Genomic DNA, 17,585 nt, shown 5'->3' on the forward strand with positions numbered 1-17,585 from the left:
GCGGCCCGGTGGTGACGTCGCCGGTGTGCTCCGGGGGTGGCGGAGAGCCGGACGACAGGTGCGAATTGTGATCACGGTGACGGGCGTGTCGTAACGCGAACCGGTGCGCCGAACCCGGTAATGGGGATACCCTGCCGCCGTGAGGTCACCACGGCGCTGCTCCCGTAACGGCTGCCCCCGGCAAGCGGTCGCCACACTGACCTATGTCTACAACGAGTCGACGGCGGTGGTGGGGCCGCTGGCCGCGTTCGCCGAACCCCACACGTACGACCTGTGTGAGCCGCACGCCCGCAGCCTGACCGCGCCGCGCGGCTGGGACGTGGTCCGGCACGAGGGCGAGTTCGAGCCGCCGCCGCCCACCACCGACGACCTGGTGGCGCTCGCCGAGGCGGTCCGTGAGGCGGCCCGCCCCGCCCCGCCGCGCCCACCGGCCGACGACCAGGACCCACCCCCCGGCGCCCCCCACACCGGCCGCCGCGGCCACCTCCGCGTAATCCCCCCCAACCACTAACCCCACCCGGCCCTCCGCCCCTCTCGCGGTTGATCATGGAGTTAGCGGCGTTGTCGATCTCCGCCAGTGCCGCTAACTTCATGATCAACGGACCCGGGGACCGGGGGCGGGGGTGGGGTGGGTTAGTGGCCGAGGAGGCGGGAGAAGGTGGCGGCGCGGCGGGACGGGCGGCCGGTGCGCAGTTCCGCGTCGTCGGCGGCGGCCATCAGGCGCAGGCCCGCGTTGACGGCCAGCCAGCGCAGCGGCTCCGGCTCCCAGCGGCGGGAGCGGTGGTTGACCCAGGGCAGCGCGGTCAGCTCGCTCTCCACCCCCCGGATCAGGTCGGCGAGCGTACGCCCGGCCAGGTTGCTGGTGCCCACGCCGTCACCCACGTACCCGCCGGCCCAGGCGAGGCCGGTGGACCGGTCCAGCCCCACCGAGGCGGCCCAGTCCCGGGCCACCCCCAGCGGGCCGCCCCAGGTGTGGCTGACCGGCACGTCCGGGCCGAGCACCGGGAACAGTTCGCCCAGCACCCGGCGCAGCGCGGCGAAGACCCGGGGCTCCCGGTCGTAGCGCGGGTCGACCCGGGAACCGAAGTGGTACGGGGCGCCCCGCCCGCCGAAGGCGAGCCGGCCGTCGGCGGTGCGCTGGCCGTAGATGATGACGTGCCGGTGGTCGGCGAAGGTCTCCCGCTCGGCCAGCCCGATCGCGGCCCAGGTCTCCTCCGGCAGCGGCTCGGTGGCCACCATCAGCGAGTAGACCGGCGCCACCGTGCGGCGCTGCCCGGGCAGCCGGGGCGTGTAGCCCTCGGTCGCCCGCACCACCACCGGGGCGCGGACGGTGCCGTGCGGGGTCACCGCCGCGCCGGCCCGCACCGCGGTCACCGGCGTGCGCTCGTGGATGGTCACCCCGCGTCGGCGCACCGCCCGGGCCAGCCCGCGGACCAGTTTCGCCGGGTGCAGCGCGGCGCAGTGCGGGGTGTACGTCGCGCCGCGTACCCCCTCGGCGGCGCACCGGGCGGCGGCCTCGGCGGCGTCCAGCAACACCAGGTCGTCCGGGTCGAGCCCGTGCGCGCGGGCGGTGGCCACCTCGGCCCGGGCCCGGTCGAGCTGGGCCGCGCTGCGGGCCAGCACCACCGTGCCGCCCTGCCGCCAGTCGCAGTCGATCCTTTCGGCGGCGGTCACCCGGCCCACCTCGGCGACGGTCTCGTGCATGGCCCGCTGCATCGCCAGCGCCCGGTCCCGCCCGTGCCGCCGGGCCAGCGCCGGCAGCGAGGTGGGGAAGAGCGCGGAGCACCAGCCGCCGTTGCGGCCGGAGGCGCCGTACCCGGCGATCTCGGCCTCCAGCACCACGATCCGCAGCGCCGGGTCGGCGGCGGCCAGGTAGTACGCCGTCCACAGCCCGGTGTAGCCGGCGCCCACGATCACCACGTCGGCCTCGGTGTCGCCGGGCAGTGGTGGTCCGGGGGTCAGCGGCTCGTCCAGGCTGGACAGCCAGTACGACAGGTCCTGGTAGCGGGTCGCGGGGGCGAAGGGGCGGGGCCGGGACCCGTCGCCATGGTTCCCGGCCCCGCCCGATCCCGCCGCGCCGCTCAGAGGCGTGCCCATGCCTCGGTCAGCACGGCGCGCAGGATCTGCTCGATCTCGTCGAACTGCTGCTGCTCGGCGATCAGCGGCGGGGCGAGCTGCACCACCGGGTCGCCGCGGTCGTCGGCGCGGCAGTAGAGCCCGGCCTGGAAGAGCGCGGTGGAGAGGAAGCCGCGCAGCAGCCGCTCCGACTCGGCGTCGTCGAAGGTCTCCCTGGTCGTCTTGTCCTTGACCAGCTCGATGCCGTAGAAGTAGCCGTCGCCCCGGACGTCGCCGACGATCGGCAGGTCGTTGAGCTTCTCCAGGGTGGACCGGAACGCGCCCTCGTTGGTCCGGACGTGCCCGACCAGATCCTCGCGGGCGAAGACCTCCAGGTTGGCCAGGGCCACCGCGCAGGAGACCGGGTGGCCGCCGAAGGTCACCCCGTGGGCGAACATGCCGGTCTCGGTGAGGAACGGCTCCATCAGCCGCTCGCTGGCGATCATCGCGCCGAGCGGGGCGTATCCGGAGGTGATGCCCTTGGCGGTGGTGATGATGTCCGGCTGGTAGCCGTACCGGGTGGCGCCGAAGTACTCGCCGAGCCGGCCCCACGAGCAGATCACCTCGTCGCTGACCAGCAGCACGTCGTACGCGTCGCAGATCTCGCGGACCCGCTCGAAGTAGCCGGGCGGCGGCGGGAAGCAGCCGCCGGAGTTCTGCACCGGCTCCAGGAACACCGCGGCGACGGTGTCCGGTCCCTCCCGCTCGATGGCCCGGCCGATCTCCTCGGCCGCCCAGCGGCCGAACGCCTCGGCGTCGTCGCCGTGCTCGGGGGCCCGGTAGAAGTTGGTGTTGGGCACCTTGATGCCGCCGGGCACCAGCGGCTCGAAGTCGCTCTTGATGCCGGGCAGGCCGGTGATCGACAGCGCGCCCATCGAGGTGCCGTGGTAGGCGATGTACCGGCTGACCACCTTGTGCTTGTTCGGCTGGCCGGTGCGCTTGAAGTAGGCCCGGGCCAGCTTCCAGGCGGCCTCGACGGCCTCCGAGCCGCCGGTGGTGAAGAAGACCCGGTTCAGGTCGCCGGGGGCGAGCTCGGCCACCTTCTCGGCCAGCTCGACGGCCTTCGGGTGGGCGTACGACCAGAGCGGGAAGTAGGCCAGCTCGGCGGCCTGCTTGGCGGCCGCCTCGGCCAGCTCGGTGCGGCCGTGTCCGGCGTTGACGACGAAGAGTCCGGCGAGACCGTCCAGGTAGCGGCGGCCGTGGGAGTCCCAGACGTACGCGCCCTCGCCGCGCACGATGGTCGGCACCTCGCCGGCGGAGTAGCTCGCCATCCGGGTGAAGTGCATCCAGAGGTGGTCGGTGGCGTTGGCCATGTCAGCCCCATCGGGTTCCGGGCCGGTCAGGGGTGACACCGGCCGCTCTGCTGACGGTTATCGCACAGCCGATGCTGATCACGCAAGTGCCAGCGACCTCCAGCAACGAATTCAGCGAGACCTCATGGAAGGCACAACGGAATCCGTATCAGGCGGTGCCCCAGCTGTAGGTCTGCTTGCGCAGCTTGAGGTAGACGAACGCCTCGGTGGCCAGCACGCCGGGCACGGCCCGCAGCCGCTGGAGGATCTCCAGCAGGTGGGCGTCGTTGCGGCAGACCACCTCGGCCAGCAGGTCGAACGAGCCCGCGGTGATCACCACGTAGTCGATTTCCTCGAGTTCGGCGAGCCGGTCGGCGACCGCCTCCAGGTCCCCGTCGGTGCGCAGGCCGACCATGGCCTGCCGGGGGAAGCCCAGCTGGAGCGGGTCGGTGACGGCGACGATCTGCATCACTCCGGCGTCCAGCAGCCGCTGCACCCGCTGCCGTACGGCGGCCTCGGAGAGCCCGACCGCCTTGCCGATGGTGGCGTACGGCCGGCGACCGTCCTCCTGCAACTGCTCGATGATCTGCTTGGCCACATCGTCGAGCAGAGCGTGACCGGAGCCTTCACGCACAGTGACGCGCCGGGGCCCGCTGCCGGGCTCCTGTTGCCGTATGACCATGTCTCGCTCCCGTTGTCCGAAACTCGGTGCCGAGCGTAGTACCACCGCGCAGTCTGGCGTATTTCGTCGCCGAGACCTAATCTCGCAACGGAATCCCTTGTAAGCAAGGTCACCTCATGTCAGGATCAGTCGTCCATCGCCTGAAGACCCTCCGCCGGCGCGCCACCCCCGTCCCGCCGCCGACGATGACCCCTTAGGAGTCGTCACATGCGTAGTCCTCACCGATCCCTCACTCGGCGTGGTCTGCTCAGCGGCACCCTCGGCACGGCCGCGATGCTCGCGGCGGGTGGCGCCCTGGCCGGCTGCGGCACCAAGGGCGCCCAGCAGACCGAGGCCGGCTGCAAGAGCGACGACCTGTCCGGCACGGAGAAGAAGCTGGCCTTCTCCAACTGGCCGCAGTACATGGACGTCGACGAGAAGGACGAGTCCAAGCGCCCCACGCTTGACGAGTTCGTCAAGAAGTCCGGCATCCAGGTGACGTACACCGAGGACGTCAACGACAACAACGAGTTCTTCGGCAAGGTGCAGAACCAGCTCGCCGCCTGTCAGAGCACGGGCCGCGACGTCATGGTGCTCACCGACTGGATGGCCGCCCGGATGATCCGGCTCGGCTGGATCCAGAAGCTGGACAAGGCCAAGCTGCCGAACGTCGAGGCGAACCTGCTCACCTCGCTGCGCAACCGCTCCTTCGACCCGGACAGCCAACTCGCCATCCCGTGGCAGTCCGGCCTGGCCGGCCTGGCCTACAACGCCAAGGTGACCAAGGAGATCCGCACCGTCGACGAGCTGCTCACCCGCCCCGACCTCAAGGGCAAGGTGACCGCGCTGTCGGAGATGCGCGACACCATGGGCCTGCTGCTCCAGTCGAACGGCCACGACCCGGCCAACTTCACCACCGCGCAGTTCGACGACGCGTTGAACAAGCTGAAGAAGGCGGTGGCCAGCAAGCAGATCCGGAAGTTCACCGGCAACGACTACGCCCCCGACCTGGCCAAGGGGGACATCGCCGCCTGCATCGGCTGGTCCGGCGACGTGGTCCAGCTCGGCTTCGAGGACGAGAAGATCAAGTTCGTGGTGCCCGAATCCGGCGTGATGCTCTGGTCGGACAACATGCTGGTGCCGAACAAGGCCACCCACCGGGCCAACGCCGAGGCGCTGATCGACTACTACTACGACCCGGCGGTGGCCGCCAAGCTCGCCGCCTACGTCAACTACATCTGCCCGGTCCAGGGCGCGCAGGCCGAGATGGAGAAGATCGACCCGGATCTGGCCAGCAACCCGCTGATCTTCCCGGACGAGGCGATGCTCTCCCGGTCCAAGGTGTTCATGGCCCTGGACGAGAAGCAGGAGAAGGAATACGAGACCAAGTTCCAGCAGGTAATCGGGGCGTGAGGCGGATGGGTGGGAAAGTGCGGGAGCGCGAGACACCGGCCGGCGACCTGCGACTGGTCGACCTGACCAAACGGTTCGGGATCTTCACCGCGGTCGACGACCTCAGCCTGACCATTCCGCAGGGCTCGTTCTTCGCCCTGCTCGGCGCGTCCGGCTGCGGCAAGACCACCACGCTGCGGATGATCGCCGGGCTGGAGGAACCGACCAGCGGGCAGGTGCTGCTCGGGGACCGGGACATCGCCCGGCTCCGGCCGTACAAGCGGCCGGTGAACACGGTGTTCCAGAGCTACGCACTCTTCCCGCACCTCGACATCGCCGAGAACGTGGCCTTCGGGCTGCGCCGCCGCGGCATCCGCTCGGTGGACGACGAGGTCCGCCGGATGCTGTCGCTGGTGCAGCTCGACGGCTACGAGCGGCGCCGCCCGGCCCAGCTCTCCGGTGGGCAGCAACAGCGGGTCGCGCTGGCCCGGGCGCTGATCAACCACCCGCAGGTGCTGCTGCTCGACGAGCCGCTCGGCGCGCTGGACCTCAAGCTGCGCCGGCAGATGCAGATCGAGCTGAAGCGGATCCAGACCGAGGTGGGCATCACCTTCGTGCACGTCACCCACGACCAGGAGGAGGCCATGACCATGGCCGACACGGTCGCGGTGATGAACGCCGGCCGGATCGAGCAACTGGGCGCCCCGGCGGACCTCTACGAGTACCCGGCCACCGCGTTCGTGGCGAACTTCCTCGGCCAGTCCAACCTGCTCGCCGGGGAGGCCGCCGGCCCCGGCGGGGACGCGGTCCCGGTCTCCGCGCACGGCGCGCGGTTCGCCGTGCCCCGCGAGCGCGCGCGGCTCGACCGGGGACCGGTCTACCTCGGGGTACGCCCCGAGAAGCTGCACCTGGTCGACTCGCTGGACCGGGTCCCCGCCGGGCACCAGTCCGTCGCGGGCGTGGTGAGCGACGCCTCGTACGTCGGGGTCAGCACTCAGTACCTGGTCCGCACCGGCTGGGGCAGCGAGCTGTCCGCGTTCGCCGCCAACACCGGGTCGGAGGTCCGGTTCCCGGTCGGCGCGTCGGTGGTGGCGCACTGGAACCCCCGGAACGCCTTCCTGCTGCCTCGCGAGCCGGGCGCCGACGCGGACCGCACCAGCCCGTTGCTCGACGAGCCCCCGGTCGGGGCACTGTCATGAGTGCGCTGGCCCACGTGCCGGCCGCCTCGGGGCAGTCGTCGGCGCCGCCACCGCCGCCCCGGCGCGGGCGGCACCGGCTGCTGCCGTACCTGCTGTTGCTGCCCGGCGCGGCCTGGCTGTTCGTCTTCTTCGCCCTGCCGCTGCTGCAACTCGCGGCGGCCAGCCTCTACGACCCGGCCGGCTCCCTCTCCACCGGGTACGCGTTGACCTGGGCGTTCGGCAACTACCCGGACGCGGTGCAGGCATACTGGCCGCAGTTCGCGCGGTCGTTCCTCTATTCGGCGATCGCGCTGGTGCTCGCCCTGCTGATGGGCTACCCGCTGGCGTACGCGATCGCACAGAAGGCCGGCCGGTGGAAGAACCTGCTGCTGGTCTGCGTGGTGGCGCCGATGTTCACCAGCTTCCTGGTGCGCACCCTGGCCTGGAAGACCATCCTGTCGGACAACGGCTGGGTGGTCGGGCTGCTGCGCGACGTGCACCTGCTCGGCCCGGACGGCCGACTGCTCGCCACCCCGATCGCCGTGGTGCTGGGCATCACGTACAACTTCCTGCCGTTCCTGGTGCTGCCGCTGTACGCGAGCCTGGAGCGGCTGGACCCCCGGCTGCTGGAGGCGGCCAGCGACCTGTACGCCAGCGGCTGGCAGGCGTTCCGTCGGATCACCCTGCCGCTGTCGATGCCCGGCCTGATCGCCGGCACGCTGCTGTTCTTCATCCCGGCCACCGGCGACTACATCAACGCCGAGCTGCTCGGCACCCCGAACGAATACATGATCGGCAACGTCATCGACTCGGCGTTCCTGGTCCGGCTGGACTACCCGCAGGGCGCGGCGCTGTCGTTCCTGCTGATGGCGGCGATCCTGGCGATCGTCTTCGGCTACCTGCGCAAGGCCGGCACGGAGGAGGTGCTATGAGACTGTCGCGTTGGCTCGCGGACCGGTGGGTCATGATCGTGGCGCTGCTGGTGCTCGGCTACCTGTCGCTGCCGGTCCTCGTGGTGGCCGGGCTGTCCTTCAACCGGCCGTCCAGCCGGCTGTCGTACGACTTCCACGAGTTCACCCTGGACAACTGGCGCCAGCCGTGCGCCACCTCGGACATGTGCGACGCGGTGCTGCGCAGCGTGCAGATCGGCTTTTTGGCCACCGTCGTCTCCACCGTGCTCGGCACGCTGATGGCGTTCGCGCTGGTCCGGCACCGGTTCCGGGCCCGCTCCGGGATCAACGTGCTGATCTTCCTGCCGATGGCCACGCCGGAGCTGGTGATGGGCACCTCGCTGCTCGCCCTCTTCGTCGCCGCCGGGGTGCCGCAGGGCTTCTGGACCATCGTCATCGCGCACGTCATGTTCTGCGTCTCGTTCGTGGTGGTGACGGTGAAGGCGCGGCTGGCCGGCATGGACCGCCGGCTGGAGGAGGCCGCGATGGACCTGTACGCCAGCGAGTGGCAGACGTTCCGGCGGATCACCCTGCCGCTGGTGCTGCCCGGCATCGTGGCCGCCGCGCTGCTCGCCTTCTCGCTCAGCTTCGACGACTTCATCATCACCAACTTCAACGCCGGCACCACGGTCACCTTCCCGATGTACGTCTGGGGCGCCGCCCAGCGCGGCATTCCGCCGCAGGTAAACGTCATCGGCACGGCGATGTTCGCGATCGCGCTGCTGCTGGTCGGGGCGAGTTCGCTGCGCGGCCGGCGGGCCCGGCGCGCCGCGCTGCTCGCGCCCGCCCCGGCGGCGGCTCCACCCGCGAGCCGGTCGTGACCGCTGGGCATACCGGCCGGGCGCTGGCCGACGCGGCGCCCGTGCCGTACTGGTTGGACCGCCCGGAACGGCCCGACCCGTTGCCGCCCCTGCGCGGCGACCACTCGGCCGACCTGCTGGTGATCGGCGGCGGCTACAGCGGGCTGTGGGCGGCCCTGCTCGCCAAGCGGGACGACCCGGGCCGGGACGTGCTGCTGGTCGAGGCGGGCACCTGCGGCTGGGCGGCGTCCGGGCGCAACGGCGGCTTCTGCGCCGCCTCGCTGACCCACGGGCTGGCCAACGGGGTGGACCGGTTTCCCGGCGAGGTCGACGAGCTGGAGTGGCTGGGCCGGCAGAACCTGGCGGCCATCGTCGCCACCGTCGAGGCGTACGGGATCGACTGCGACCTGGAGCGCACCGGCGAGCTGGCGGTGGCGGTCGCGCCGCACCAGCTCGACGGGTTGGCCGAGGACGCCGAGCTGGCCCGCCGGTACGGGCACGACGTGCGCCTGCTCGACCGCGACGAGGTGCGGGCCGAGGTGGACTCGCCGACGTACCTCGGCGGGATGTGGGACCGCGACCGGGTGGTCATGCTCGACCCGGCGAAGCTGGCCTGGGGGCTGCGTCGGGCCTGCCTGGCCGAGGGGGTGCGGATCGCCGAGCACACCCGGGTCACCGGGCTGCGCGGCGACGGCGCGGCGCTGCGGGCCGGCACCGCCGGTGGCGCCGACGGCGCGCCCGGTTCGGTGCGGGCCGGCCAGGTGGTGCTGGCCACCAACGCGTTCCCGCCGCTGCTGCGCCGGCTGCGCGCCTGGGTGGTGCCGGTGTACGACTACGCGCTGATGACCGAGCCGCTCTCGGCCGAGCAGCGCACGGCGATCGGCTGGGCGAACCGGCAGGGGCTGGCCGACTCCGGCAACCAGTTCCACTACTACCGGCTCACCGCCGACGACCGGATCCTGTTCGGCGGCTACGACGCGGTCTACCACTACGGCAACCGGGTGGCTCCGGCGCTGGCCCAGCGACCGGCCACCTTCGGCGCCCTCGCCGACCACTTCTTCACCACCTTTCCGCCGCTCGACGGGGTGCGGTTCAGCCACCGCTGGGGCGGGGTGATCGACACCTGCACCCGGTTCTGCCCGTTCTTCGGCACCGCCTACGGGGGGCGGTTGGCGTACGCGGCGGGGTTCACCGGGCTCGGCGTGGGGGCCACCCGGTTCGGCGCCCGGGTGATGCTCGACCTGCTCGCCGGCGCGGAGACCCCGCTGACCCGGCTGGAACTGGTGCGCCGCAAGCCGCTGCCGTTCCCGCCGGAGCCCGCCCGGGCCGCCGGCATCAACCTGACCCGCTGGTCGCTCGCCCGCGCCGACGCGCGCGAGGGGCGGCGCAATCTCTGGCTCCGTACGCTCGATCGTCTTGGTTTGGGGTTCGATTCCTGATGCGCATCCTGCTCGTCGGCGCCGGTGGCGTCGGCTCCGCCGCCGTAGCCATCGCCGCCCGCCGGTCCTTCTTCGACACGATGGTGGTGGCCGACTACGACCTCGCCCGCGCCCAGCGGGCGGTCGCCGGGCACGGCGACCGCTTCGTGCCCGCCGCCCTCGACGCCTCCTCGGCCGACGCCGTCGCCGCGCTCTGCCGGGAACACCGGATCACCCACGTGCTGAACGCGGTCGATCCCCGCTTCGTCATGCCGATCTTCGACGGGGCGTTCGCGGCCGGGGCGCACTACCTGGACATGGCGATGTCGCTGTCCCGCCCGCACCCCGAGCGCCCCTACGCCGATCCGGGGGTGAAGCTGGGCGACGAGCAGTTCGCGGTGGCCGACGACTGGGCGGCCGGCGGCCGGCTGGCGCTCTGCGGCATCGGCGTCGAGCCCGGCCTGTCCGACGTCTTCGCCCGCTACGCCGCCGACGAGCTGTTCGCCGAGATCGACGAGATCGGGGTACGCGACGGCGCGAACCTCACCGTCGACGGCTACGACTTCGCGCCGTCGTTCTCCATCTGGACCACCATCGAGGAGTGCCTGAACCCGCCGGTGGTCTGGGAGGCCGACCGGGGCTGGTTCACCACCGCGCCGTTCAGCGAGCCGGAGGTCTTCGAGTTTCCCGCGGGGATCGGCCCGGTGGAGTGCGTCAACGTGGAGCACGAGGAGGTGCTGCTCATCCCGCGCTGGGTCAAGGCGAAGCGGGTCACCTTCAAGTACGGCCTCGGTGACGAGTTCATCGAGGTGCTGAAGACGCTGCACAAGCTCGGCCTGGACTCGACGAGGCCGGTGACCGTCCGGGGCGTCGAGGTGTCGCCGCGGGACGTGGTGGCCGCCTGCCTGCCCGACCCGGCCACGCTGGGCGACAAGATGCGCGGCAAGACCTGCGCCGGGACGTACGTGACCGGCACCGGCGTCGACGGCCGCCCGCGCCGGGTCTACCTCTACCACGTGGTCGACAACGAGTGGTCGATGCGCGAGTACGGCCACCAGGCGGTGGTCTGGCAGACCGCGGTCAACCCGGTGGTCGCCCTGGAGCTGCTGGCCACCGGCGCCTGGTCCGGCACCGGCGTGCTCGGCCCCGAGGCGCTGCCGCCGAAGCCCTTCCTCGACCTGCTCACCGGCTACGGCTCGCCCTGGGGGATGGAGGAGCGGTGACCCGCTACGGCCCGATGTACGGCCCGGACGTGACCTTCCTCGGCGTGCCGCCGTGCACCATCGAGGAGCCCGTGACGTACGCCGACGCCGACGTGGTGATCGTCGGTGCGCCCTTCGACGGTGGCACCTCGCACCGCCCCGGCACCCGGTTCGGCCCGTCGGCCATCCGGCAGGCCTGCTACCTGCCGGCCGACGGCTCCCGCCCGTCGCTGGCCCTGCGGGTGGACGGCCTGCGGGACCTGTGCGTCTACGACGCCGGGGACGTGGAGATGTTCTCCGGCGACATCGAGCGCTCGCTGCGCGCCCTGGAGCAGGCCGTGTACGCGGTGGCCGCCGCCGGGGCGATCCCGGTCGTGCTCGGCGGGGACCACTCCATCGCGCTGCCGGACGCCACCGGGGTGGCCCGGCACCACGGGCTGGGTCGGGTGTCGCTTGTGCACTTCGACGCGCACGCCGACACCGGCGACGTCGAGTTCGGTTCCCTGCACGGGCACGGCCAGCCGATGCGCCGGCTCATCGAGTCCGGCGCGGTGCGCGGCGACCGGTTCCTCCAGCTCGGCCTGCGCGGCTACTGGCCGGGCCCGGAGACGCTGGCCTGGATGGCCGAGCAGCGGATGCGCTCGTACGAGATGACCGAGCTGGTGGCCCGCGGCCTGGACACCTGCCTGACCGAGGCGTTCGGGATCGCCACCGACGAGTGCGAGGGGGTGTTCCTCTCCGTCGACGTGGACGTCGTCGACCCGGGCATGGCGCCCGGCACCGGCACCCCCGAACCGGGCGGCCTCACCTCGCGGCAACTGCTCGACGCGGTCCGCCGGGTCTGCTACGAGCTGCCGGTGGTCGGGGTCGACGTGGTCGAGGTCGCCCCGCCGTACGACCACGCCGACGTCACCGCGTACCTGGGCAACCGGGTGGTGCTGGAGGCGCTGTCCGCGATCGCCCGCCGACGCCGCGACGCGGCCGGCGGACCGCCCTGGGACCCCCGCCAACCGCTGCTCGACGGCCGCTGACCCGCCGATAGTTGCCGGCTCAACAGGTCACCTGGGGCAACCAACCGGCCGGACAGGCGTGCCCGACCGACGTCGCGGAAGAGATGACCGCCTCTTTTCGCAACTGGGGGTGAACACGAGACTCGGCAGCGTGACGCAGATGCCGCAGTTTCCCGGTCAGCCCCACCCGTACCCGGCCGCACCGCCCGGTCGCGGTCCCGGCTGGTATCGCCGGCTCGGTCCGGGCGGGCGGGCCGGGGCGATCCTCGGGGGCAGTCTGCTGACGATCCTGCTGCTCTGCTGCACCGGTGCGGGGATCGTGGGCGCCCTCAGCGATGCCCAGCCGAAGGAGACCTCGACCGATCGGGTCGCCGGGCAGGAGGCGGTGCCGGCCGCGGAGGAACCCGTGGCGGCGCCGAGCGCCCCGCCGGCCACCGCGGCGCCGATCGCCACCCCGTCCGACCCCGCCGCGTCGAGCCCCGCCGCGTCGAGCCCCGCCGCGTCGAGCCTCGCCGCGCCGACGACCGCCGCGCCGACCCCGCGCAAGCCGGTGGTGGCGACCCGGACCGAGACGGAGACCCGCCGGGTCGCCCACGGCACCCGGACCGTGCAGGACTCCTCGCTGGCCAAGGGGAAGCGGGTGGTGCGCACCCGGGGCGTCGACGGGGTGCGCACGCTGACCTACCGGGTGACGCTGACGGATGGGCAGCGCACCGGCCGGACGCTGGTCCGCTCGGTGGTCACCCGACAGCCGGTGACCGAGGTGGTCGCGGTGGGCACCAAGCAGGAGGCGCAGTGCCACCCGAACTACGGCGGCTGCGTCCCGATCGCCAGTGACGTCGACTGCGCGGGCGGCGGCGGCAACGGTCCGGCGTACGTCAGCGGGCCGATCCGGGTCATCGGGGAGGACGTCTACGGCCTCGACCGCGACAAGGACGGCGTGGCCTGCGAGGACTGACCAGGGGCCGCCGGGCGGGACTGCCGGGCGACAAGTGCGGTGAGCGCAGGAACCCGGGCGCTGCCGTTCGGGCGGCGGAGGCGGTGCGGCCGCGGCGGAGCGCCGCCATGGGGAGCCGGAAGTCGCCGTGAGCGTGATACCTCTCAGTCATCAACATGACTGAGAGGTATCACGCGCGAAGCGGCCCCTCCTGCTGGCCGGACGGCCGCCGGCTGACCGAGGCGAGGCGAGGCGGGAGCGGATCGGGAACCGGGCCCTCCGGCGCCGCCAGCGAGCAGCCGTGGCCGCGACTCGGCCGGCGTGGCCTGCGCGGACTCACCCGGGCATTGACAGCCGTCGTGCCGGTCGTGATCATACGGTGACGCTGCGGCCGTACGGGGGCCCGCGGCACGATCACCGGAGGACCTTCATGGGTCGAACCCTGTCCGCCTTCGCCCTGGGCGTCACCGCCCTCGCCGCCGCCGTCCTGGTCGACACGGCACCCGCGTACGCCGCCACCGAGCAGTTGCGCCTCGACTTCGACGCCACCCCGACCGGCCAGGTCGAGCCGGGGCCGTGGACGTCCGGCTGCTTCGCCGACGTGGCCACCCCGGGCGACTCCGGCTGCATCGCCGTGGGCGGCACCGGCAGCATCTCCCGCATCACCCGGCCCAACGGCACCGGCAGCAGCCCGGCGCTGGCCTTCCCGGCCGTGGGCAGCGCGATCGTCCAGGTGCCGAACGCGGCGAACCTCAACCCGGGCACCCAGGACTTCACCATCAGCGCCCTGGTCAAGGTGACCTCTGCGCAGGTCACCGAGGGCGCCAACCTGATCCAGAAGGGCCTGTTCGCGGACCCGGCGCAGTGGAAGCTCCAGCTCGACGGCGGCAAGCCCGGTTGCCGCATCAAGGGCACCAGAGGTCCGGACACGGTGGAACTGCTGGCCACCGCCACGACCTCCATCGCCGACCAGGGCTGGAAGTTCGTCCAGTGCAAGCGGCGGGGCGACCTGCTGACCGTCCACGTGGACAACGTCCAGGTGGCGGACAAGGACAAGGCCACCATGGACATCACCAGCACCGCGAAGGTCACCATCGGCGCCAAGGGCACCGGACTGAGCAACAACGACCAGTTCCGCGGCGCTCTGGACAACGCGATTCTCAGCATCGGCTGACCGCGAACGCGTGCGGGGCGGGTGGGCCGAGCCCACCCGCCCCGCCGGGTGTCTCAGGCCAGCCGGGAGCGGATCAGGAAGCGGACCCCCTCCGGCGCCTCCAGCGAGAAGCCGCTGCCCCGCCCCGGCACCACGTCGACCGTCAGCCGGGTGTGTTTCCACAGCTCCCACTGGGCGGTGGACATCCAGAACTCGACCGGCTCCGGCACGCCGTCGACCGCGAGGCTGGCCAGCAGCACGTCCGAGGATCCGGTGCGGAACTCGCCGGCCGGGTAGCACATCGGGGCGCTGCCGTCGCAGCAGCCGCCGGACTGGTGGAACATCAACGGGCCGTGCTGCCCCCGCAGCGACCGGATCAACTCGGCCGCCGCGGGGGTCACGGTCACCACGTCACCCATCAGAAGAAGCCGAGCTTCTGGGTGGAGTAGCTGACCAGCAGGTTCTTGGTCTGCTGGTAGTGCTCCAGCATCATCTTGTGGTTCTCCCGGCCGATGCCGGACTGCTTGTAGCCGCCGAACGCGGCGTGCGCCGGGTAGGCGTGGTAGCAGTTCGTCCACACCCGCCCCGCCTGGATCGCCCGCCCGGCCCGGTACGCGGTGTTCATGTCGCGGGTCCAGACGCCCGCGCCGAGCCCGTACAGGGTGTCGTTGGCGATCTTCACGGCGTCGTCCAGGTCGGCGAAGGAGGTCACCGAGACCACCGGCCCGAAGATCTCCTCCTGGAAGATCCGCATCGAGTTGTCGCCCTCGAAGATCGTCGGTTCGACGTAGTAGCCGCCGGACAGCTCGCCGCCCAGATCGGCCCGGGAACCGCCGGTCAGCACGCGGGCCCCCTCCTGCCGGCCGATGTCCAGGTAGGACAGGATCTTCTCCAGCTGGTCGTTGGACGCCTGCGCGCCGATCATCGTGTCGGTGTCCAGCGGGTGGCCCTGCTTGACCGCGTTCGTTCGCTCCACCGCGGCGGCCAGGAAGTCGGCGTAGTGGCCCTGCTGGATGAGTGCCCGGGACGGGCAGGTGCAGACCTCGCCCTGGTTGAGGGCGAACATGGTGAAGCCTTCGAGGGCCTTGTCCCGGAAGTCGTCCGAGGCCGCGCTGACGTCGTCGAAGAAGATGTTCGGGCTCTTGCCGCCCAGTTCCAGGGTGACCGGTTTGATGTTCTCGCTGGCGTACTGCATGATCAGCCGCCCGGTGGTGGTCTCCCCGGTGAACGCCACCTTGGCCACCCGGGGCGAGGAGGCCAACGGCTTGCCCGCCTCGACGCCGAAGCCGTTCACCACGTTCAGCACGCCCGGCGGGAGCAGGTCGGCGACGAGCGACAGCAGGTAGTGGATCGACGCCGGGGTCTGCTCGGCCGGCTTGAGCACCACCGCGTTGCCGGCGGCCAGCGCCGGGGCCAGCTTCCAGGTGGCCATCAGCAGCGGGAAGTTCCACGGGATGATCTGCCCGACCACGCCCAGCGGCTCGTGGAAGTGGTACGCCACGGTGTCGTCGTCGATCTCGCCGAGCGAGCCCTCCTGGGCCCGGATCGCGCCGGCGAAGTAGCGGAAGTGGTCGATCGCCAGCGGGATGTCGGCGGCCAGGGTCTCCCGTACCGGCTTGCCGTTCTCCCAGGTCTCGGCGATGGCGAGGGACTCCAGGTTGTCCTGCATCCGGTCGGCGATCTTGTTGAGGATCAGCGAGCGCTCGGCGACGGAGGTGCGGCCCCAGGCGTCGGCCGCGCCGTGTGCGGCGTCGAGCGCCCTCTCGACGTCCTCGGCGGTGCCCCGGGCCACCTCGCAGAAGGTCTGCCCGGTTACCGGGGTGGGGTTCTCGAAGTACTTCCCGCCGTGCGGCTTGACGTACTCACCGCCGATGAAGTGGTCGTAGCGGGACTGCCAGTGGGTGGGGGCGTCGTAGCGCGTCATGGGTACCTCCGCCGTCCGTGGGTGGTGGATGGCGCAGGACGCTAGTTTCCGCGACGTTGCAGCGACGTTGCGCGCGGCAGGTCGTACTCCTCGACGAGCTGGCGGGCCCGGGCCACCGCGAGCGGCCGGCGGGGCGCGCCCGGCGGCAACGCCCGGGCCAGCGCCTGCCAGGCGGTGAGGTCGTCGGCGCCGGCCGGGGTGGCGGTCCAGGCGGCGAGCAGGTCGGCGTCCGCGCTGGCCAGCACGGCCGCCCGGAGCTGGCCGTCGACCAGGCGGCGCAGCCGGGCCACGCCCGGCGCGTCGGAGGCGGGCAGCAACGGCCCACCGTACGCCTCGAGCGCCCCCGCCGGGTCGCCGCGCTCCAGCCGCTCGGTGACGGTACGGAAGTCCGCGCGCACGGTCCCGCGCAGCCGGTACGGGCGGGAGTCGAGCAGGTCGGCGCCGAGCGCCCGGCGCAACCGGGACAGCTCGGCGCGCAGGGTGACCGGGTGCAGCCGGTCGTCGCCGTACAGGTCGAGGCCGAGCTGTTCGCCGGTGCGCCCCTCCGGGTGGTCGAGCAGCAGCACCAGCAGCTCGCTGTGCCGCCGGCCGAGCCGGACGCGCCGGCCGCCGGTGCGCAGCTCCGCCTCGTCGCGGCCGAGCGCGGCGACGTGCACCACGTCCGGCTCGGCCGGGGTGGCCCCGGCCAGGAACGCCTCGGCGGCCCGCGCGGTGGCCCGGACCAGGGCCAGGCTCTGCGGGGTGGCCAGATGGTCGCCGCCGGTGATGTCCACCGCGCCGAGCAGCAGCCCGGTGGCCGGGTCGTGGATCGGCGCGGCGGCGCAGGTCCAGCGCTGCACCGGCCGGACGAAGTGCTCGGTGGCGAAGATCTGCACGCTGTGGTCGACGGCGAGGGCGGTGCCGGGCGCGTTGGTGCCGACGTGCGTCTCGTCCCAGCGGGCGCCGGGCACGAAGTTCATCCGCTCGGCGTGCCGGAGCACGCCGGGATGGCCCTCCACCCAGAGCAGCCGCCCACCGGCGTCGCAGACCGCCATCAGGTGGGCGCCGTCCTGCGCGATGCCGCCGAGCAGGTCCCGGAAGAGGGGCAGCACCCGGGCCAGCGGATGCGCGGCTCGGTAGCTCGCCAGCGCGTCGTCGGTCAGCTCGACCGGGGCGGTGGCGTCGGGGTCGAGCCCGGCCGAGCGTTCCCACGAGCGGCGGACCACCTCGCGGACCCGCTGCGGGGCGCCGCCGGTGAGGAACGCCTCGTGGGCCGCGCCGACCTGCGCGATCCGCTCGGCCGGATCGGCGCCGAATTCCAGGGCGAGCCACGGGTCAGCCATCGGCGACCTCCTCGCGCCCATGGTGACCCAGCTCACCCCAATCCGCCAAGGCGGCGGAAGGAAGGGCACCTTGTTAACGCATTCGGTAGAGCAGGGGCCCCCTGTTAACACCTCGGACCACCGTCGCGGCCGGCGCGCCGGGGCGATGCTGCCCCGTGCGGGGCCGTTCGCACCCGGCTGGCGTGGAGGATGGACTCCGACGGCGCTTACGGAACCCTTAACTCCTGCCTG

At 72.4% G+C, this 17,585-nt stretch carries 16 protein-coding genes; 10 read left to right on the top strand and 6 right to left on the bottom strand.

Annotation, left to right across the window (positions count from 1 at the left end; genetic code table 11):
* Positions 1 to 139: 139 nt before the first annotated feature.
* On the top strand, positions 140 to 511 hold the full coding sequence (locus K7640_RS10010) for a DUF3499 domain-containing protein (protein ID WP_222954477.1): 372 nt from the start codon (positions 140 to 142) through the stop codon (positions 509 to 511).
* 122 nt (positions 512 to 633) lie between these two features.
* Here the strand turns inward: K7640_RS10010 and K7640_RS10015 are convergent, their stop codons facing one another.
* The 3 genes from K7640_RS10015 to K7640_RS10025 form a co-directional block, all read right to left on the bottom strand.
* The gene (locus tag K7640_RS10015) at positions 634 to 2,097 is read right to left on the bottom strand and encodes an FAD-binding oxidoreductase (RefSeq protein WP_222954478.1); all 1,464 of its coding nucleotides are present in this window, start codon (positions 2,095 to 2,097) and stop codon (positions 634 to 636) included.
* The gene (locus K7640_RS10020) at positions 2,082 to 3,428 is read right to left on the bottom strand and encodes an aspartate aminotransferase family protein (RefSeq protein WP_222954479.1); all 1,347 of its coding nucleotides are present in this window, start codon (positions 3,426 to 3,428) and stop codon (positions 2,082 to 2,084) included. The genes K7640_RS10015 and K7640_RS10020 overlap by 16 nt, the downstream gene beginning before the upstream one ends.
* Before the next feature lie 148 nt (positions 3,429 to 3,576).
* Positions 3,577 to 4,089, bottom strand: coding sequence for an Lrp/AsnC family transcriptional regulator (locus tag K7640_RS10025; protein WP_222954480.1), 513 nt, complete (start codon positions 4,087 to 4,089; stop codon positions 3,577 to 3,579).
* Between the two features lie 207 nt (positions 4,090 to 4,296).
* Between K7640_RS10025 and K7640_RS10030 the strand changes: the two genes are divergently transcribed.
* From K7640_RS10030 to K7640_RS10070, 9 genes are all read left to right on the top strand, one after another.
* Positions 4,297 to 5,481 (top strand): spermidine/putrescine ABC transporter substrate-binding protein, encoded by a 1,185-nt coding sequence (locus K7640_RS10030; RefSeq protein WP_222954481.1) that lies wholly within the window; start codon positions 4,297 to 4,299, stop codon positions 5,479 to 5,481.
* 17 nt (positions 5,482 to 5,498) lie between these two features.
* Positions 5,499 to 6,659 (top strand): ABC transporter ATP-binding protein, encoded by a 1,161-nt coding sequence (locus K7640_RS10035; protein ID WP_222954482.1) that lies wholly within the window; start codon positions 5,499 to 5,501, stop codon positions 6,657 to 6,659.
* Positions 6,656 to 7,570 (top strand): ABC transporter permease, encoded by a 915-nt coding sequence (locus tag K7640_RS10040; protein WP_222954483.1) that lies wholly within the window; start codon positions 6,656 to 6,658, stop codon positions 7,568 to 7,570. Before K7640_RS10035 ends, K7640_RS10040 begins: the two co-directional genes overlap by 4 nt.
* On the top strand, positions 7,567 to 8,409 hold the full coding sequence (locus tag K7640_RS10045) for an ABC transporter permease (protein ID WP_222954484.1): 843 nt from the start codon (positions 7,567 to 7,569) through the stop codon (positions 8,407 to 8,409). Before K7640_RS10040 ends, K7640_RS10045 begins: the two co-directional genes overlap by 4 nt.
* Positions 8,406 to 9,827 (top strand): FAD-binding oxidoreductase, encoded by a 1,422-nt coding sequence (locus K7640_RS10050; RefSeq protein ID WP_222954485.1) that lies wholly within the window; start codon positions 8,406 to 8,408, stop codon positions 9,825 to 9,827. Before K7640_RS10045 ends, K7640_RS10050 begins: the two co-directional genes overlap by 4 nt.
* Complete coding sequence (locus K7640_RS10055; RefSeq protein WP_222954486.1) at positions 9,827 to 11,029, top strand: saccharopine dehydrogenase family protein; 1,203 nt, start codon at positions 9,827 to 9,829, stop codon at positions 11,027 to 11,029. The genes K7640_RS10050 and K7640_RS10055 overlap by 1 nt, the downstream gene beginning before the upstream one ends.
* On the top strand, positions 11,026 to 12,039 hold the full coding sequence (speB, locus tag K7640_RS10060) for an agmatinase (protein ID WP_222954487.1): 1,014 nt from the start codon (positions 11,026 to 11,028) through the stop codon (positions 12,037 to 12,039). The genes K7640_RS10055 and speB overlap by 4 nt, the downstream gene beginning before the upstream one ends.
* Before the next feature lie 139 nt (positions 12,040 to 12,178).
* Positions 12,179 to 12,976, top strand: a complete 798-nt coding sequence (locus K7640_RS10065) for a G5 domain-containing protein (RefSeq protein WP_222954751.1) — start codon at positions 12,179 to 12,181, stop codon at positions 12,974 to 12,976.
* 409 nt (positions 12,977 to 13,385) lie between these two features.
* Positions 13,386 to 14,129 carry a LamG-like jellyroll fold domain-containing protein gene (locus K7640_RS10070; protein WP_222954488.1) on the top strand — a complete coding sequence of 248 codons (744 nt, stop codon included), beginning with the start codon at positions 13,386 to 13,388 and terminating at the stop codon, positions 14,127 to 14,129.
* 53 nt (positions 14,130 to 14,182) lie between these two features.
* Here the strand turns inward: K7640_RS10070 and K7640_RS10075 are convergent, their stop codons facing one another.
* The 3 genes from K7640_RS10075 to K7640_RS10085 are packed head-to-tail and all read right to left on the bottom strand — an operon-like array spanning position 14,183 to position 17,354.
* A complete protein-coding gene (locus tag K7640_RS10075; protein ID WP_222954489.1) occupies positions 14,183 to 14,527 on the bottom strand; it encodes a DUF779 domain-containing protein in 345 nt (114 codons plus the stop codon).
* Positions 14,527 to 16,032, bottom strand: coding sequence for an aldehyde dehydrogenase (gene adh, locus K7640_RS10080; protein WP_222954490.1), 1,506 nt, complete (start codon positions 16,030 to 16,032; stop codon positions 14,527 to 14,529). The genes K7640_RS10075 and adh overlap by 1 nt, the downstream gene beginning before the upstream one ends.
* Positions 16,033 to 16,073: 41 nt before the next feature.
* A complete protein-coding gene (locus K7640_RS10085; protein ID WP_222954491.1) occupies positions 16,074 to 17,354 on the bottom strand; it encodes a transcriptional regulator in 1,281 nt (426 codons plus the stop codon).
* Positions 17,355 to 17,585 lie beyond the last annotated feature (231 nt).

This window comes from Micromonospora sp. PLK6-60 (assembly GCF_019890675.1).
In the GTDB taxonomy this organism is placed as follows: domain Bacteria; phylum Actinomycetota; class Actinomycetes; order Mycobacteriales; family Micromonosporaceae; genus Micromonospora.

Coding starts and splice junctions, on each gene's coding strand:
- K7640_RS10055 (WP_222954486.1), top strand. CDS start 9,827: ATGCGCATCCTGCTCGTCGGCGCCGGTGGCGTCGGCTCCGCCGCCGTA.
- K7640_RS10045 (WP_222954484.1), top strand. CDS start 7,567: ATGAGACTGTCGCGTTGGCTCGCGGACCGGTGGGTCATGATCGTGGCG.
- K7640_RS10025 (WP_222954480.1), bottom strand. CDS start 4,089: ATGGTCATACGGCAACAGGAGCCCGGCAGCGGGCCCCGGCGCGTCACT.
- K7640_RS10070 (WP_222954488.1), top strand. CDS start 13,386: ATGGGTCGAACCCTGTCCGCCTTCGCCCTGGGCGTCACCGCCCTCGCC.
- K7640_RS10015 (WP_222954478.1), bottom strand. CDS start 2,097: ATGGGCACGCCTCTGAGCGGCGCGGCGGGATCGGGCGGGGCCGGGAAC.
- K7640_RS10020 (WP_222954479.1), bottom strand. CDS start 3,428: ATGGCCAACGCCACCGACCACCTCTGGATGCACTTCACCCGGATGGCG.
- adh (WP_222954490.1), bottom strand. CDS start 16,032: ATGACGCGCTACGACGCCCCCACCCACTGGCAGTCCCGCTACGACCAC.
- K7640_RS10065 (WP_222954751.1), top strand. CDS start 12,179: ATGCCGCAGTTTCCCGGTCAGCCCCACCCGTACCCGGCCGCACCGCCC.
- K7640_RS10030 (WP_222954481.1), top strand. CDS start 4,297: ATGCGTAGTCCTCACCGATCCCTCACTCGGCGTGGTCTGCTCAGCGGC.
- K7640_RS10075 (WP_222954489.1), bottom strand. CDS start 14,527: ATGGGTGACGTGGTGACCGTGACCCCCGCGGCGGCCGAGTTGATCCGG.
- K7640_RS10040 (WP_222954483.1), top strand. CDS start 6,656: ATGAGTGCGCTGGCCCACGTGCCGGCCGCCTCGGGGCAGTCGTCGGCG.
- K7640_RS10085 (WP_222954491.1), bottom strand. CDS start 17,354: ATGGCTGACCCGTGGCTCGCCCTGGAATTCGGCGCCGATCCGGCCGAG.